Genomic DNA, 15,742 nt, shown 5'->3' with positions numbered 1-15,742 from the left:
ACCCTTAGCGTCGTCGGTTGCCGCCATCGCTGGCGGCGAGCAAGCCTTCAAGCATTTCAGCGAGCGTCTGGCGTTCGGCCGGCGCGAGGAAACTCCCCACCTCCACCTGCCGTCCGCTGGATGCCAGCCGGACCCTCTCGTCGTCGGTGAGCAGGCGCACCCAATGGGGGTGGGCCCGGAACACCGGCGATCCACCGGGTACGGGGATGACCTCCACGTACGCCGGCACGACCCGGATCTCCTCCTGCCGTTCACCGCTGCGCCACAAGGCACGCAGGGCGGCTGCCAGCAACAGGCTGTACAGCAGCGCGAACAGGGGGGCGAATGCGTTGCCAGCCACCCACCCGAGGGCGGAGACCAGCCACATCGCTCCCGACAACACGGCAAACAACAGGACGAACTGCCGGGCATCGAGCGCCCGTGGGGGACGCAGCCGCAGCTGCGTACCTGACCCATCCGGAGCTGGAAGCACCTCGATCATGTCGCAACCGCGTTCCTGCCGCGGGAAACGTCTCGATGGTAGCCCCGCCCTCTCACCGGTAGCAAGGGTCCATTCACACTTTTTCCCATGTTGCAATACAGCATGACCCCGGCGGCGCGAATGACGAATTCGGCACAAATACGGTCGAGCTCGCTGAACACGCTGAATCCACCACCGCTAGGGGCTATCAGCCCCCTACAAAGGTGTCTGCGGGGCACTTCCGCAGGGCGCAAAAATGATTAAAATCGCCAAGTTTTCCACTGGCCGGATCGGCATGAACGCACCCTCCTCCTCCCCTGCCGCCCACGACGCCCCGCGTCCGGGCGCGCTGCTGTCGCCGGAACTGCCGGCGTCCCCCAACCCGTTCCGCCAGGCCATCACCTACGCCTGGTTGAAGGACGAGGCCAGCCACGTGCGCGAGCTGCTGGCGCAGGCCCGCCTGCCCGCCGAGGAGCAGGCCAGGGTGCAGGCGCTGGCCGCCGACCTGGTCGGCCGGGTGCGTGTGCGCGCCAAGGACCAGGGTGCGATCGAAGCCTTCATGCGCCAGTACGACCTGGGCAGCGAGGAAGGCGTGCTGCTGATGTGCGTGGCCGAGGCGCTGCTGCGCATTCCGGACCAGGACACCGCCGACAAGCTGATCCGCGACAAGCTGGCCGATGCCGACTGGGAAAAGCATCTGGGCGGCAGCGACTCGGTGCTGGTCAACGCCTCCACCTGGGGCCTGATGCTGACCGGCAAGCTGGTGCAGATGAACGACGCCACCCGCGCCGACGCCCCCAGCGCCTTCAAGCGCCTGGTCGGCCGCGTCGGTGAGCCGGTGGTGCGCCTGGCCGTGCGCCAGGCCATGAAGATCATGGGCCACCAGTTCGTCATGGGCCGCACCATCAGCGAAGCGCTGTCGCGTTCGCACAAGGGCGACAACGCCAGCTACCGCTACTCGTTCGACATGCTGGGCGAAGGCGCGCTGACCATGAAGGACGCGCTGCGTTACCTCGAGGACTACCGCCGTGCGATCCACGCCATCGGCGGCGACCACAAGGCGCGCGGCGGCCGCCCGGACGGCGACGTCAACAATGCGCCGGGCATCTCCATCAAGCTGTCGGCGCTGTACCCGCGCTACGAGCACGCCAAGCGCGAGCGCGTGCTGACCGACCTGGTGCCGGGCGTGCTGGAACTGGCGCAGCTGGCCAAGAGCTACGGCATCGGCTGCACCGTCGACGCCGAAGAATCCGACCGCCTGGAACTGTCGCTGGACATCATCGAACAGGTGTTCGGCGATGCCTCGCTGGCCGGCTGGGATGGCTTCGGCGTGGTCGTGCAGGCCTACCAGAAGCGCACCCCGTACACGATCGACCACCTGGCCGACATGGCGCGCCGCGCCGGTCGCCGCCTGCAGGTGCGCCTGGTCAAGGGCGCCTACTGGGATGCCGAGATCAAGCGCGCGCAGATCGAAGGCTATCCGGGCTACCCGGTGTTCACCCGCAAGCAGAACACCGACGTGTCCTACCTGGCCTGCGCCAAGCGTCTGTTCACCCATGCCGACGCGATCTACCCGATGTTCGCCACGCACAACGCGCACACCATCGCCGCGGTGCGCAGCATCGCCAACGGCGGCGTGTACGAGCACCAGAAGCTGCACGGCATGGGCGACGACCTGTACGCCGAAGTGGTGCCGGCCGACCGCCTGGCCCTGCCCTGCCGCGTGTATGCGCCGGTCGGTTCGCATGAAGACCTGCTGCCGTACCTGGTGCGTCGCCTGCTGGAAAACGGCGCCAACTCCAGCTTCGTCAACCGCATCACCGACGAACGCGTGCCGATCGCCGACCTGATCCGCGATCCGGTCGAGATGGTCGCCTCGTTCGCCTCGATCCCCCACCCGAAGATCCCGCTGCCGGTTGACCTGCTGCGCAGCCAGAACCACGACAGGAAGAACTCCATGGGCGCCAACCTCGCCAACGACAACGAACTGCGCGCCCTGGCCGAGCAGATCAACGCGGCTGTGAAGCCTTGGCAGGCCGCCCCGCTGGTGCCGGGTGCGAACCCGGCCGGCGCCGCGCTGCCGGTGACCAACCCGGCCGACACCCGTGAAGTGGTCGGCCAGTGGCTGGCCGCCGATGCCGCCACCGTGCAGAAGGCCCTGGCCAATGCCGTGGCCGCGCAGCCGGCCTGGAACCGCACCCCGGCCGCCAGCCGCGCCGCCATCCTCGAGCACGCCGCCGACCAGCTGGAAGCGCGCATGCCGGAGTTCATGGCGCTGTGCGTGAAGGAAGCCGGCAAGAGCCTGCCCGACAGCATCGCCGAAGTGCGCGAAGCCGTGGATTTCCTGCGCTACTACGCCAAGCAGGCGCGCGAGCAGTTCAGCCACGCCGAGAAGCTGCCCAGCCCGACCGGTGAATCCAACGAGCTGCAGCTGCACGGCCGCGGCGTGTTCGTCTGCATCAGCCCGTGGAACTTCCCGCTGGCGATCTTCCTGGGCCAGGTGGCCGCTGCACTGGCCGCCGGCAACAGCGTCATCGCCAAGCCGGCCGAGCAGACCAACCTGATCGGCTACTACGCCGTGAAGCTGCTGCACGACGCCGGCGTGCCGGCCGAGGTTGTGCAGTTCCTGCCGGGCGACGGTGCCACCGTCGGTGCCGCGCTGACCGCCGACCCGCGCGTGGCCGGCGTGGCCTTCACCGGCTCCACCGACACCGCCCGTGCGATCAACCGCGCGATGGCCGCGCGTGATGCCGCCATCGGCGTGCTGATCGCCGAAACCGGCGGCCAGAACGCCTTCATCGCCGATTCCTCGGCGCTGCCGGAACAGCTGGTCAAGGACGCGATCGGTTCGGCCTTCACCTCTGCCGGCCAGCGCTGCTCGGCCGCGCGCGTGCTGTTCGTGCAGGACGACATCGCCGACAAGGTGATGACCATGCTGGCCGGTGCGATGAAGGAACTGAAGGTCGGCAATCCCGGCCTGCTGTCCACCGACGTCGGCCCGGTGATCGACGCCGACGCGCTGAAGATCCTGCAGGACCATGCCGAGCGCATGGACCGCGAAGCGCGCCTGATCGCCGCTGCCGAACTGTCCACCGAAGCCGCCAATGGCACCTTCTTCGCACCGCGTGCGTATGAACTGAAGGACCTGGCCCAGCTGCAGAAGGAAGTGTTCGGTCCGGTGCTGCACGTCATCCGCTGGAAGGGCGACCAGCTCGACGCGGTGATCGACCAGATCAACGCCACCGGCTACGGCCTGACCCTGGGCGTGCATTCGCGCATCGACGAGACCGTCGACCGCATCAGCAACGGCGTCCACGTCGGCAACGTCTACGTCAACCGCAACCAGATCGGTGCGGTGGTCGGCGTGCAGCCGTTCGGTGGCCAGGGCCTGTCCGGCACCGGCCCGAAGGCCGGCGGCCCGCACTACCTGCTGCGCTTCGCCACCGAAAAGACGGTGACGGTGAACACCACCGCCGCCGGTGGCAACGCCTCGCTGCTGACCCTGGGCGACTGAAACACCCCTCCCCTTCCACGGGTGTGATTGATGCACGAAAAACCCCGCGAAAGCGGGGTTTTTTGTGCCATCACGCCACCGCGCTGAAGCGGTTGTCCACGCGCGCGGCCAGCGCGTCCTGTACTCGTGCGATGCGTGTTTCCAGATCGCCTTCCAGCAGCACGAACGGCAGCCCCCGCGCCTGCAGCTCCTGCAGGTACCAGGCATGCTGCTGCGCGCGGAAGGCCTCGCCCACCCGCGTGCCATCCTGGTCGAAGGCGATGTCCGGCGCACACAGGAACAGCAGGTCATACGGCCGCAATGCAGCCTGCAGCAGCGCGTCCGGTGCGCTGCCGAACATCCAGCCGCTGTAGCCCAGGGTCACCAGTGGCGTGGTATCGCAGAACAGCCAGCGCTGCGCCGTCAGCACCGCCGCATCCTCACGCCGGGGCTGCTCTTCGGCGATGCGCAGCAGGTCCGGTTCGCGCAGGTCACCGCCCTGCATCTCCCACAGCGTCCGTCCGTACTCCGCTACCCATGTCGTGCCCATGCGCTCGGCCAGCACGCGCGCCAGCGTGGTTTTGCCGGTGGATTCGCCACCGATGAAGGCCACGCGCTGCACGTAGTCCGCGTACACCTGCGGCGACAGGCCATGGCGAAGCGCATGCGGATCGGCGCGCAACTGGGTGCCGCTGGGCTGGCCGAGATCGCGGCTGCGCTGCAGCCGCTGGTGCTGCACGGGTGCGTTGAAGTGCGCCGCCAGCACTGCGGCAAAACCATCGCCGTAGTCTTCGCCGGTGAACACCGCCTGCACCGGCCCACCGAACAGATGCAGGCACAGCCAGGCGGTGAAATCGCGCTGCGCCCGTTCGCTGTCGCTGTCGCGTGGCAACACGCGCGGAGGCAGGCCGTGCTGTTCGCAGAGCGCGGCCAGGCGGGCATCGTCCAGCACCGCCACCGTCGCCTGCGGAAAGCGCGCACGCAGCCAGCGTTCGCGGCGGGCGGCGCTGTAGCCGACAAAGCCCGGCTGCGACCAGCCGATCACCAGCAGCTGCCGGCAGTGCGCGGCGGCGAAGTCGATCAAGTGCTCATGGCCGCGGTGCAGTGGGCAGAACTTGCCCACCACCAGACCGCGCTCGACGCGCTCAGGCAGCGGCATCAGCGGTCTTTGCCTCGGCACGCATCAGCGTGCGCCAATGGCGCAGCGCCACCAGCGCGTTGATCCAGAAGCCGATGTAAAGGAACGAGGTCAGGTGCAGGCCGCGGCTGTAGTACAGCGGCACGGCGATGGTGTTGACCAGCAGCCATACCCACCACGATTCCAGCTTGCGCCGCATCATCAGGATCTGCGCGATCACGCTCAGCACCAGCACTGCTGAATCGATGTAGGGCGCGTAGGCATGGGTCAGGCGGGTCAGCATCCAGCCGTAGGCGAAGGTCGCCACCACGGCCAGCGGCAGCAGCCAGGCCCACGCCCGCGGGCGCACCGGGGTGATCGGCAGGGGCGCGCCATGGTCGCCGCGCAGCCACTGCCACCAGCCCAGCACGCTGATGGCGATGAAGAAGAACTGCAGGACCATGTCCGCAAACAGGTGCGAACGCTCGAACACCGCGGCGAACAGCGCGCAGCCGACGATGCCCAGCCACCAGGTGTGCACGTTGTTGCGGCCGGCCAGCAGGATCCCGCCGGCGACGGCGATGTTGGCAGCCAGCTCCAGCTGGAAGTTCGGATCAGTGAGGTTCATGGCGCCATTGTCGTTGATCCGCACACCGAGCGTGGATGGCACACGTACCCGTTCCGTGCACGCCATGCGTAAATGCTGCATGTAGATCCACGCCATGCGTGGATGGAGCTTACACGCGGGCCATGAAGGCCTCCACCGGCCCGCCTTCGCACTTCCACTCGGCATACACCCCCACCAACTGGCACTGCGGGCAGCGGCAGCCGATGTACAGCCAGCGCACATCGCGCGAATCGGCGTACAGCGCCACGCCACAGTGGATGGCCAAGGCCTCGCTGCCACAGAGGCATTCATGCGCTTCGGGGTCCGCCTCGTCGGCATACTCCGCGCTGTCGCCCATCAGATGCGCAGTGCCGCAGGCCACGCAGTCCCGACGCGCAACGCCCGCCTCCTCGTCATCAAACAAGCGGAACAGCGTCGATCCGCAGACACAGACCGCAGCCCGGTAGTCGGTCGCGGGGTAACCGTTGCGTTCACTGAAGCCCTGGATGACCGCACGGATGTCGTCGTCCCCGCTGCCGTACCAGTGTTTGCCCTTGCGCGTGAGCGTCATGCCTGTCTCTCCTGCGTACCGTCTGCGTCTCCTGACGCGCGCTTTCGCACCATCCACACCTGGCGCTCGCCCTCTCCCCAGCGCCCGGCCTGCATGCCCTCCGACAGCAGCGGCGCGAGCCACTCCGGCACTTCGGCATCCCAGCGCGTGCCCTCGAATGGATGCGGCCATGCGGAGCCCTGCGGATTGCGCGAATGCAGGAACAGCGCGCTGTTGCCCGTGTCCTCTGCCAGCGACACCCAGCACTGGACATCCTTCCTGCCCGTGGATGCAGCCCGCTGCAGCAGCCGCAGCAAGGCGCCAGCGACGTCTGCCCGATCGCTCGGGTGGCGATTGCCCCGGCCTCTCCAGTCGAGGTGGGTATGCCAGTAGTCGAACCACTCCGATTCCAATACCCGGTCGAGGATCGCATCGGCCTTGGCTTCCTCCCGGGCCCAGTAGCGGAGCATCTTCTTCCGGTAACGACGATCAACCATCGTCCACTGTCCTCATTCACGTGAGGCGGCAAGGTATCAAGGCCGCCCCGCGGACGCAGCAGCCAGATGCGACTCCCCACAAAAAGAAAGCCCCGCTTGCGCGGGGCCCTCCTCGTACTGCTTCAGGCCGCGGCCCGAATCAGAACTTGTACTGCATCGAAGCAGCCAGCACGTCGCCGCTCACCTTGTACTTGCCGGTCACGGTGTTGCCGGTGGCCGAGGTCGAGGTGATGTTCGGGTCCTTGGTGAACAGGTGGGTGTAGCCCACGCTGTATTCCATCTTCTCCGAGGCGGCGTAGGTCAGGCCCAGCGACAGCCACTTGCGGGTGGTGTCCGGCACGCGCACGTCACGGTGGGCGTCGGTGGTCGGGGTCTGGTCATACGCCACACCGCCACGCAGGGTCAGCTGGTCGTTCAGGCGGTACTCGGTACCGATCGACGCGAAGGTGGTGTCGCGGTAGTTGAACGGCAGCACGCTGTCCGGCTGGTTGGAGTCATAGTCGACGGTGACCTGGTCGAACTTGCTCCACGCGGTGCGCGAGACGTCGGCCATGATCTTCCACTGGTCGTTCACGCGGTGGCTGACGCTGACCGTGGCGCTGGCCGGCAGGGTGATGGTGGCGCGACCGTTGCTGTCGATGAAGGTGCCCGGGGCAGCCTGTGCCAGGAACGCGGCAGCAGCCGGGGTCATGGTGAAGTCAGCCTTGCCGTCGGTGATCTTGTGTTCGACTTCCGAGCGGTAGCTGAAGGCGATGTTGGTGCCTTCCACCGGGCTGACGGTCATGCCCAGGGTGTAACCCACGGACACTTCGTCACCCTTGATGCGGAGGTAGCCATCGGCCGAACCCGGCGAGAAGCCGAGCTGGGCGGCCTGCACGGCGGCCTGGCGGGCAGCGGCTGCAGCCTGCGCCGGGGTGCCACCGGCAGCCAGCACGGCGGCCGAAGCACGCTGCTGGGCGCTGGCGTTGATGGCGGTACCGGCATCGACGGCGCTGGTCAGGTCGACGTTCAGGCGCTCGGCGAACACGCCGACACCGAACGACAGGTACGGGTTGACGTCATAGGAGAACGCCACGCCCAGGTCGATCGCCTTCAGGTCGGTCTTGACGCCGTTGTAGCGGCCGACCCAGTCGGTGTCGTACTCGGTCTTGAAGCCGAACGGCACGGTCAGCGAGGCACCGAAGTGCATGTTGTCGTTCGCGCCGAACGGGACGTGGAAGTACGCCGCCGGGACCGGGGCGATCATGCCGGCGTCGCCGCCGTTGCCGCCGGAAATCGGGGCGCCGTTGCCGTACTGGCCTTCGCCGCGGAACTTGGCGCCGAAGCTGATGGCGCTGACGTCACCCTGGAACTGGGTGCCGTCGAGCAGGCGCATCGAGGCCGGGTTGGTGGCGATCACCGAGGCATCGCCTTCGGCGGAGGTGGAGCCGGCGAACGCACGGCCCAGGCCCTTGGCGCTGTTTTCCTTCAGCTGGAAGGCAGCGGCGTTGGCATCAGCGGCGGCCAGCGCACCGGCAACGCCGACGGCCAGCAGGGTCAGTCGGGCAATGGTGGAAGCAGTTTGCATCGTGTTCTCTCTCCGGTAAGCGGTGATGGTGCTCTGAGTGCGCCTGCGCCTACCGGACCCGCAAAGGCCCGCCAGAACGCGCCGGATTCCCCTCCCGACATACGACGCCGTATGCGAGTATTACCCAGAGCCGTTAATGAAACAATAACAGCAGCGGCCGTATTCGATGCGCGAAAACTGAACAGGCGCCTCGCCCGCGCAAAGCCCCGGCACGCTAGGCTAGCTGCCATGTTCGTGTCTCTCCCCTCCCGCAAGAAGGCCACGCTGCGCTGGGCTACACCCGTGCTGTTTGCGGCATTGTGGCTGGCATTCCTGTGGTCGATCTCGCGTCCGGGCGACGCCCGCAACAGCCTCTGGCTGGACTGGGGCGCGCTGTCGACCGGCCTGACCCAGCCCCAGGACTGGTGGGCGACCCTGCAGGACGGCAGCGTGCTGCGGTTGTTCACCGCCCTGTTCCTGCACGCGGACTGGTCGCACCTGCTGGGCAACCTGGTGTTCCTGCTGATCTTCGGCCTGCCCGCCGAGCGCGTGCTGGGGCCGTGGCGGCTGATGCTGCTGTTCCTGGTCGGCGGCGCGGTGTCCAACCTGGTGGCGATCTACACCATGGGCAGCCCGGACCAGATCATCATCGGCGCCAGCGGCGCGGTGTCGGCGATGATCGGCGCCTACCTGGCGCTGTTCCCGGCCGCGCGCCTGGGCGTGGTCATCCCGCTGGGCCTGTTCCTGGAATTCGTGCGTGCCCCGGCCTATCTGCTGATCGGCGTCTGGGCCGCACTGCAGGTGGTGTTCGCCCACATCGGCCCAAGCTTCGGCATGGTGGCCTGGTGGGCGCACATCGGTGGCTTCGTGTTCGGCCTGCTGTACGGCGTCTATGTGCGCGCGGCCATCGCCCGCAAGCTGCGCAAGCGCCACGGGTTCTGAGCACCGGGTAGTGCCGGCCGCTGGCCGGCTCCGCGTTCACTCGCGCGTTCGTAGCGTCGAGCTTGCTCGACTCCTTCATTTATGTGGATCTGCTCCGTCCGCGATGTCGCCTAAAGCGTCACTCGCGACAGACCACCAGGGTGTTGTGGTGGGTATCAAACAGCAGCGTAGCGCCGCCATCCAGCACCACGAAATACTCGAAGAACGGCAACTCGCCGAGCAAGGGAACCAGTTCACTTACCTGCAGGGTCCAGACCGGCCACGGCAATGCGCGCTCATCTGACGCCACCAGGCAGATTTCACCGTCCGCTTCTGCCAGCAGATCAGCCAAGCAGGAAAGGCCTTCATCGCTGCCATCGTACTGGATGGTCTGATCAGCCGACGCTTTGCCTGCCCACCAATAGACAAGGCACGGATCAATGCCATGGCGACTCGCCAAGGATTCCAGCAGGCCAATCGCCCGGTCACTCGGCAGCGGATTACGACCAAGCAGTTGGCTGATCGTGGTCGCGAGGTTCGAATCATCCATGGGCCGATTCTATCGGGCGACACCTCGGCCGCGCCGCCTTCCGGATGAACAGGGCGTCCGCCGGGCATGGCCCGGCGCTACCGTCAGGGCTTGGCCGCGGGCTTCGGTTCGGGCTTCGGCTCTGCGTTCGCATCGGGCTTTGCCTCAGGCTTCGGCGCCGGCTTGGCGGCCGCGGCCTTCGTCGCCTTCTCCGCCTCGGCCTTGGCCGCTTCGGCCTTCAGGCGGGTGGCCACCGAACCCGGGTTCTTCAGTTCGGCCAGGGCATCGTTGATCGGGCCATCGCCCGGCAGCACCGCACCGGCGCGGTAGCCCTCGGTACCTTCGTCGTCACCGCGCAGGTGGCCCGGCAGGGTCGCCTCGCTGTAATCACTCAGGCTGGCCGGCAGTGCATCTTCCTCCGGCGTCGGCGCCGGCTTCAGTTCGACGTCGGGCACGATGCCGGTGGCCTGGATCGACTTGCCGCTGGGCGTGTAATAGCGCGCCGTGGTCAGCTTGACCGAATCGCCGTTGTCCAGCGGCAGCACGGTCTGCACCGAGCCCTTGCCGAAGGTCCGGCTGCCGACCACGCGCGCACGCTTGTTGTCGCGCAGCGCACCGGCCAGTACTTCGGACGCACTGGCCGAACCGGCGTCGGCCAGCACCACCACCGGCGCGCCCTTCAGCAGGTCGCCCGGCGTCGCATCGAAGCGTGCATCGCTGATGCTGATGCGGCCGCGGGTGCTGACGATGTTGCCCTTGTCGAGCAGGTCATCGGCCACCTGCACCGCGGCGGTCAGCAGGCCACCCGGGTTGCTGCGCAGATCCAGCACCAGGCCCTTGAGCTGGCCACCGGCCTGCTTCTGCAGCTGCTGCACGTGCTTCTGGAAATCAGAACCGGTATCGGCCTGGAACGTGCTCAGGCGGATGTAGCCGTAGCCCGGTTCGAGCATGCGGCTCTTCACGCTGGTCACGCGGATGGTCTGCCGGGTCAGGCTGACATCGAACGGCTTGGGCTTGCCGTCGCGCACGATGGTCAGCACCACCTTGCTGCCGGCCGGGCCACGCAGCGGCTCGCTGGCATCGATGGCGCTGATCGGCTTGCCGTCGATGGCGATGATCAGGTCACCGGCGAGGATGCCGGCCTTGGCCGCCGGCGTGTCGTCGATCGGCGAGATGACCTTCATGCTGGCGTTGTCGGGCTGCTGCTGCAGCTCCACGCCGATGCCTTCGTAGGCACCGTTGGCCTGCTCGTCGAAGGCCTCGGCATCTTCCTTGTTGAAGTAGGTGCTGTGCGGATCGAGATCCAGCAGCAGGCCGCGCACGGCCGACTGCATCAGCTTGTTGTCATCGACCGGATCGACATAGGCCGCGCGGACCGCGTTGTAGACCGAGACGAAACGACGGATGTCTTCCAGCGGCACCTTCGAGGTCACCGCCTCCTCGTTGCTCGCTGCCTGGCCGGAGGTATCGGTGGCGGCCGGCGCAGTCTGCTGCGCCCAGGACAGCGCTGGCATCAGGGCCAGCAAGAGGGTGGCGGTACGGGCTGCGCGCATGGATCACTCCTGTCGACGGTGGCATCGTGCCCAAGGCACATGCCCCGATTATGCGCGAAGCGTGGCTAAATTCCCGTTGAATCCGGCCCGGTAGCAGCAGCGTCGATTCAGCGCCGCTGCAGCCAGCTGTCCGGGTTGACCGGTTGCCCGCCGCGGCGAAGCTCGAAGTACAGCGCGGTCACGCCCTGGCCACCGGAATTGCCGACCTTGGCCACGGCATCACCACGGCTCACGCGCGCGCCGGCATCCTTCAGCAGGGTGTCGTTGTGTGCGTACAGGCTCATGTAGCCGTTGCCATGGTCGACGATCAGGATCATCCCGTAGCCGGTCATCCAGTCGGAGAACACCACGGTGCCATCGGCCACGGCGGTGACGGTGCTGCCGGCCGGCGCGCCAATCAGCACGCCGCTGCTGGTGCGCCCGTCGGGCAGCTTGGCGCCATAGCGGGCCAGCAGGTTGCCCGACAGCGGCCAGCCCAGCCCGCCCACCTTCGGCGCAGGCGCGGAGGCCACGGCCGGCGGGACCTTGGTGGGCGGCGGCGGACGGCCCTCGGCCTTGGCCTGGCGTGCGGCCTTTTCGGCAGCGGCCTTTTCGGCGGCAGCCTTGCGCGCGGCGGCACGGCGTTCGGCCTCGGCGCGGGCGGCGGCCGCACGCAGGTTGGCCAGCAGCGTTTCCAGCGCCTTGGCATCCTGGCCGAGTGCCTGTTCCTTCTCGCGGCGGTCCTTGAAGCGTTCTTCCAGCGAGGCCACGGTCTGCGCACGTTCGCGGCGATCGGCCGCCAGCGAGGCCGCCTGCTGCTTCTGGTCGCGCTGCGCGCCCTGCAGGCTCTGTTTGCGCTCGGCAATCTGCGCCTGCAGCGTCTCCAGTTCCTTCAGGTCGCCGGTGAGGGTGGCAATGCGCTGGGCACGCTCGCGCTGCAGGTAGCGGTGGTACGCCAGGGCACGGTTGGCATCGGCCACCGTGTCCTGCGACAGCAGCAGCTTCAGCGGGGCATGGTTGCCCAGCTGGTAGGCCGCGCGCAGCAGCCCGGCCAGCTCGCGGTTCTGCTGGGCCAGGTTGGCCTGCAGGGTGGCGCGACGCTGTTCGGCTTCGGCCAGGGCCTGGTTCTGCTCGCGCAGCGCGGTTTCGGTCTGGGCCAGTGCCCGGCCGCTGCGGGCAACCTTTTCGTCGGCATCGCGCAGCTGCCGTGAGGCCTGGCCGCGCTGGCCCTCGATCTGCCGGCGCTCCTGCGCCACGCCCTTCAGTTCGGTACGCAGCTTCTGCAGCTTGCGCTCGGCCTCGCGGGTAGAAGCGGTCTGCGCGCTGCCTGGCAGGGGAGCGGCCAGCGCCAATGCCAGCCCCAGCAACAGGCAACGCCCGGCGCGGGCAGCGGCGGTGTGATGTCGGCGTGAGGGGAAGACGTTGTTGCGCAAGGGCTTTCCAGTGACTTCAGGCAGTTGCAGGGGGTGCCGGGGAATGGTGACATCAACGCACGCGGCCTGCCAGCCGCACAACAACGAGGTCCCCCATGAAAACGCTCTCCATTCCGCTGCTGTTGGGCGCACTGCTGGTCGCCGGCCCGCTTGGCGCGCAGGACAACATCAGCAAGGTCAACGGCAGCATCAGCGCCGACCCGGGCCAGCGCTACGGCAAGCTGGACACCGTCAACGGCGGCATCCGCGTGGGTGATGGCGTGGAAACCGGCAGCATCGACACCGTCAACGGCGGCGTCACCGTGGCCGACCGCGCCCGCACCGGCAGCATCGAGACGGTCAACGGCAGCGTGCGCCTGGGCCGTGAAGTCATCGCCCAAGGCGATGTCAGCACGGTCAACGGCAGCATCTTCAGCGACCACGGCAGCCAGATCGAAGGCGGCGTGGAAACGGTCAATGGTGGCATCGGCCTGGTCAGCAGCCGCGTGCGCAAGGACGTGGAAACGGTCAACGGTGACATCACCGTGGGCATCGGCTCGCAGGTCGGTGGCGGCCTGCGCGTGCGCAAGCCCAACTTCAGCGTTTCGCTCACCGCCAGCCGCAAGCCGCGCGTGATCATCGGCCCCAACGCCGTGGTCGAAGGCCCGCTGCTGTTCGAACGCGAGGTGGTGCTGTACGTGCACCGCACCGCACGCGTCGGGCCGGTCACCGGTGCCGAGCCGATCCCGTTCGACACCGATACCGCGCCGGCGGACTGAGTCCCCGGCGCTGCAGTACGGGGAATGCTCCCCTTCACCGGCCGCGCCCGGCGTGGCCATCCCTCGTGTATCCAGGAAACGACGATGCCCCGCAAACTCCTCCTGTGCCTGGCCGCCGCGGCCGCGCTCAGTGCCTGCAAAGGCGAAGACACTTCCACGCCGGCGCCTGCCGCCAGCCCCGATGCTGCCGCCACGCCGGCAGCCCACACCTTCTCGCCCGGCATCAACGCCGCCGACTTCAGCGAGATGGTCAAGACGCTGGCTTCGGACGAATTCGAAGGCCGCGCCCCGGGCAGCAAGGGCGAAGAACTGACGGTCAACTACATCCGCGACCAGATGCAGCGCATCGGCCTGCAGCCGGGCAACGGTGACAGCTGGTTCCAGGACGTGCCGATGACCGAGACCACGGCCGACGAATCGACCGTCCTGAAGATCACCCAGGGTGGCAAGACCACCGAGCTGAAGTTCGGCACCGACATGGTGGTGGGCACCCGTACCGGCGAGGCCGAAGTGAAGGTCGATGCCAGTGACCTCGTGTTCGTCGGCTATGGCGTGGATGCGCCGGAGCAGAAGTGGAACGACTACGCCGGCCAGGACTGGAAGGGCAAGACGGTCGTGATGTTCGTCAACGACCCGGGCTTCCATGTCGGCGACGAGAAGCTGTTCGACGGCAAGCGCATGACCTATTACGGGCGCTGGACCTACAAGTTCGAGGAAGCCGCCCGCAAGGGTGCCGCCGCCGCGCTGATCGTGCACGACACCGCCGGTGCTTCCTATGGCTGGGATGTGGTGAAGAACTCCTGGGCCGGCCCGCAGTACGACCTGCCGGCCAAGGATGATCCGGAAGCGCGCATCCCGGTGCAGGGCTGGCTGAGTGCGGACGCCGCCAAGGCGCTGTTTGCCGGGGCCGGCCTGGACCTGGCGCAGGCCTACAAGGACGCCAGCAAGCGCGGCTTCAAGCCGGTGCCGCTGAAGGCCACCGCCGCGGTCGACCTGAAGAGCCAGATCGCGCAGAAGCAGTCGCGCAACGTGGTGGGCGTGCTGCCGGGCAGCAAGCGTGCCGACGAAGCCGTGCTGTACATGGCCCACTGGGACCACCTGGGCAAGCATGAGGGCGAGGAAGGCGACAACATCTACAACGGTGCTGTCGACAACGCGACCGGCGTGGCCGGCATCCTCGAAGTGGCCGAAGCCATGGCCCACCAGGATCCGAAGCCGGAGCGTTCGGTGGTGTTCCTGGCCGTGACCCTGGAAGAGTCCGGCCTGCTGGGTTCCAAGTACTACGTGGCCCACCCGACCTTCCCGCTGGACAAGATTGCCGGCGTGATCAACATCGACGCGATGTCGGTGGCCGGCCGTGCCAAGGACGTGACGGTGACCGGTTTCGGCAGTTCCGAGCTGGAGGACATTCTCAAGCCGCTGGCGGCCGCCCAGGATCGCACCCTGCACGGCGAGACCTCGGTGCAGAGCGGCTTCTACTTCCGTTCGGACCACTTCAACTTCGCCAAGGCCGGCGTGCCGGCGCTGTATGCCGACGGTGGCGAGGACCTGCGCGACGGTGGCGTCGACGCGGGCCGCAAGGCCGCGACCGATTACGGCAACAACCGCTACCACGGGCCGAAGGATGAGTTCGATGCGTCCACCTGGAAGCTGGATGGCACCGTGGAAGACCTGGAACTGATGTACGGCGTGGGCAAGGAACTGGCAGGCGGCGATCGCTGGCCGAACTGGTCCGAAGGCAATCCCTTCAAGGCCGCCCGCGACGAGATGATGAAGAACAAGACTGCGGCCCCGTAAAGCCGAGCCATGCTCGACTGAACAGTGTTGAGGTCCAGGCGGCGCCCCCCGGGGCGCCGCCTTTTTTTGTGGGCGGTGGGGCGGTCCATCCACGCATGGCGTGGATCTACAGCCTTGGCTGGCACCGCGCAACGCGCGGCAACGCCCCCAGCGTGTTTATCTGCGCGCAAAGAAAAACCCCGCTGCGTGAGCAGCGGGGTTTTGGGTGTAAACCCTGGCGATGACCTACTCTCGCATGGCTTGAGCCACACTACCATCGGCGCAGCTGCGTTTCACTTCCGAGTTCGGGATGGGATCGGGTGGTTCCACAGCGCTAATTTCACCAGGGAGACGGTTGCAGCAGCGCTTGCAGCGCCAGCTCGCGATCTTGCCCTTGGGGCGGAAGGTACCCGGAAAAGCAGTGCCTTCACTTAATAAGAAAAAACCCCGCTGCGTGAGCAGCGGGGTTTTTGGGTATAAACCCTGGCGATGACCTACTCTCGCATGGCTTGAGCCACACTAC

13 protein-coding genes and 1 rRNA gene are annotated in these 15,742 nt (G+C 67.4%); 4 read left to right on the top strand and 10 right to left on the bottom strand.

Translation table 11 applies throughout. The annotated features are described in order from the left end of the window. Positions 1–4: 4 nt before the first annotated feature. Entirely contained in the window at positions 5–481 is a 477-nt protein-coding gene (locus IAE56_RS11130; protein ID WP_108767493.1) for a DUF2244 domain-containing protein, read from the bottom strand. A gap of 274 nt (positions 482–755) precedes the next feature. Between IAE56_RS11130 and putA the strand changes: the two genes are divergently transcribed. Beyond that, entirely contained in the window at positions 756–3,974 is a 3,219-nt protein-coding gene (gene putA / locus IAE56_RS11125; RefSeq protein ID WP_200752587.1) for a bifunctional proline dehydrogenase/L-glutamate gamma-semialdehyde dehydrogenase PutA, read from the top strand. Between the two features lie 70 nt (positions 3,975–4,044). Here the strand turns inward: putA and IAE56_RS11120 are convergent, their stop codons facing one another. The 5 genes from IAE56_RS11120 to IAE56_RS11100 form a co-directional block, all read right to left on the bottom strand. Further along, entirely contained in the window at positions 4,045–5,112 is a 1,068-nt protein-coding gene (locus tag IAE56_RS11120; RefSeq protein WP_200752586.1) for an AAA family ATPase, read from the bottom strand. Next, positions 5,099–5,698, bottom strand: a complete 600-nt coding sequence (pnuC, locus tag IAE56_RS11115; protein ID WP_200752585.1) for a nicotinamide riboside transporter PnuC — start codon at positions 5,696–5,698, stop codon at positions 5,099–5,101. Before pnuC ends, IAE56_RS11120 begins: the two co-directional genes overlap by 14 nt. A gap of 109 nt (positions 5,699–5,807) precedes the next feature. Beyond that, complete coding sequence (locus IAE56_RS11110; protein ID WP_200752584.1) at positions 5,808–6,248, bottom strand: hypothetical protein; 441 nt, start codon at positions 6,246–6,248, stop codon at positions 5,808–5,810. Beyond that, the gene (locus IAE56_RS11105; RefSeq protein WP_200752583.1) at positions 6,245–6,724 is read right to left on the bottom strand and encodes a hypothetical protein; all 480 of its coding nucleotides are present in this window, start codon (positions 6,722–6,724) and stop codon (positions 6,245–6,247) included. The genes IAE56_RS11110 and IAE56_RS11105 overlap by 4 nt, the downstream gene beginning before the upstream one ends. A gap of 139 nt (positions 6,725–6,863) precedes the next feature. Beyond that, positions 6,864–8,291 carry an outer membrane protein transport protein gene (locus IAE56_RS11100; RefSeq protein WP_200752582.1) on the bottom strand — a complete coding sequence of 476 codons (1,428 nt, stop codon included), beginning with the start codon at positions 8,289–8,291 and terminating at the stop codon, positions 6,864–6,866. Positions 8,292–8,519: 228 nt separating this feature from the next. Here IAE56_RS11100 and IAE56_RS11095 point away from each other — a divergent pair, with 228 nt between their 5' ends. After that, positions 8,520–9,212: a rhomboid family intramembrane serine protease gene (locus IAE56_RS11095; protein ID WP_108767488.1), complete on the top strand. Its 693-nt coding sequence runs from the start codon at positions 8,520–8,522 to the stop codon at positions 9,210–9,212. Between the two features lie 118 nt (positions 9,213–9,330). Here the strand turns inward: IAE56_RS11095 and IAE56_RS11090 are convergent, their stop codons facing one another. The 3 genes from IAE56_RS11090 to IAE56_RS11080 form a co-directional block, all read right to left on the bottom strand. Further along, complete coding sequence (locus IAE56_RS11090; protein WP_200752581.1) at positions 9,331–9,741, bottom strand: hypothetical protein; 411 nt, start codon at positions 9,739–9,741, stop codon at positions 9,331–9,333. Between the two features lie 83 nt (positions 9,742–9,824). Continuing rightward, the gene (locus tag IAE56_RS11085; RefSeq protein WP_200752580.1) at positions 9,825–11,273 is read right to left on the bottom strand and encodes a S41 family peptidase; all 1,449 of its coding nucleotides are present in this window, start codon (positions 11,271–11,273) and stop codon (positions 9,825–9,827) included. A 107-nt stretch (positions 11,274–11,380) separates the two neighbouring features. Beyond that, positions 11,381–12,685, bottom strand: a complete 1,305-nt coding sequence (locus tag IAE56_RS11080; protein WP_200752579.1) for a peptidoglycan DD-metalloendopeptidase family protein — start codon at positions 12,683–12,685, stop codon at positions 11,381–11,383. A 95-nt stretch (positions 12,686–12,780) separates the two neighbouring features. On the opposite strand from IAE56_RS11080, the gene IAE56_RS11075 reads away from it, so the two are divergent. Together IAE56_RS11075 and IAE56_RS11070 are read left to right on the top strand one after the other, a co-directional pair. Beyond that, on the top strand, positions 12,781–13,443 hold the full coding sequence (locus IAE56_RS11075; RefSeq protein WP_108767485.1) for a hypothetical protein: 663 nt from the start codon (positions 12,781–12,783) through the stop codon (positions 13,441–13,443). 84 nt (positions 13,444–13,527) lie between these two features. Continuing rightward, positions 13,528–15,240: a M28 family metallopeptidase gene (locus tag IAE56_RS11070; RefSeq protein WP_200752578.1), complete on the top strand. Its 1,713-nt coding sequence runs from the start codon at positions 13,528–13,530 to the stop codon at positions 15,238–15,240. A 212-nt stretch (positions 15,241–15,452) separates the two neighbouring features. On the opposite strand, the gene rrf is transcribed toward IAE56_RS11070, so the two are convergent. Then, positions 15,453–15,567: ribosomal RNA gene (rrf, locus tag IAE56_RS11065) — 5S ribosomal RNA — on the bottom strand. Positions 15,568–15,742 lie beyond the last annotated feature (175 nt).

It is taken from the genome of Stenotrophomonas sp. S41 (assembly GCF_016624625.1).
In the GTDB taxonomy this organism is placed as follows: domain Bacteria; phylum Pseudomonadota; class Gammaproteobacteria; order Xanthomonadales; family Xanthomonadaceae; genus Stenotrophomonas.
Note: the sequence above shows the minus strand (reverse complement) of the source record. Positions and strands in the feature narration are given on the sequence as shown.

What these genes read in the sequence shown, in the direction of transcription:
- IAE56_RS11120 (WP_200752586.1), bottom strand. Translation starts at nt 5,112, where the DNA reads ATGCCGCTGCCTGAGCGCGTCGAGCGCGGTCTGGTGGTGGGCAAGTTC.
- IAE56_RS11105 (WP_200752583.1), bottom strand. Translation starts at nt 6,724, where the DNA reads ATGGTTGATCGTCGTTACCGGAAGAAGATGCTCCGCTACTGGGCCCGG.
- IAE56_RS11085 (WP_200752580.1), bottom strand. Translation starts at nt 11,273, where the DNA reads ATGCGCGCAGCCCGTACCGCCACCCTCTTGCTGGCCCTGATGCCAGCG.
- IAE56_RS11070 (WP_200752578.1), top strand. Translation starts at nt 13,528, where the DNA reads ATGCCCCGCAAACTCCTCCTGTGCCTGGCCGCCGCGGCCGCGCTCAGT.
- IAE56_RS11090 (WP_200752581.1), bottom strand. Translation starts at nt 9,741, where the DNA reads ATGGATGATTCGAACCTCGCGACCACGATCAGCCAACTGCTTGGTCGT.
- IAE56_RS11095 (WP_108767488.1), top strand. Translation starts at nt 8,520, where the DNA reads ATGTTCGTGTCTCTCCCCTCCCGCAAGAAGGCCACGCTGCGCTGGGCT.
- pnuC (WP_200752585.1), bottom strand. Translation starts at nt 5,698, where the DNA reads ATGAACCTCACTGATCCGAACTTCCAGCTGGAGCTGGCTGCCAACATC.
- IAE56_RS11110 (WP_200752584.1), bottom strand. Translation starts at nt 6,248, where the DNA reads ATGACGCTCACGCGCAAGGGCAAACACTGGTACGGCAGCGGGGACGAC.
- IAE56_RS11100 (WP_200752582.1), bottom strand. Translation starts at nt 8,291, where the DNA reads ATGCAAACTGCTTCCACCATTGCCCGACTGACCCTGCTGGCCGTCGGC.
- IAE56_RS11075 (WP_108767485.1), top strand. Translation starts at nt 12,781, where the DNA reads ATGAAAACGCTCTCCATTCCGCTGCTGTTGGGCGCACTGCTGGTCGCC.
- IAE56_RS11130 (WP_108767493.1), bottom strand. Translation starts at nt 481, where the DNA reads ATGATCGAGGTGCTTCCAGCTCCGGATGGGTCAGGTACGCAGCTGCGG.
- putA (WP_200752587.1), top strand. Translation starts at nt 756, where the DNA reads ATGAACGCACCCTCCTCCTCCCCTGCCGCCCACGACGCCCCGCGTCCG.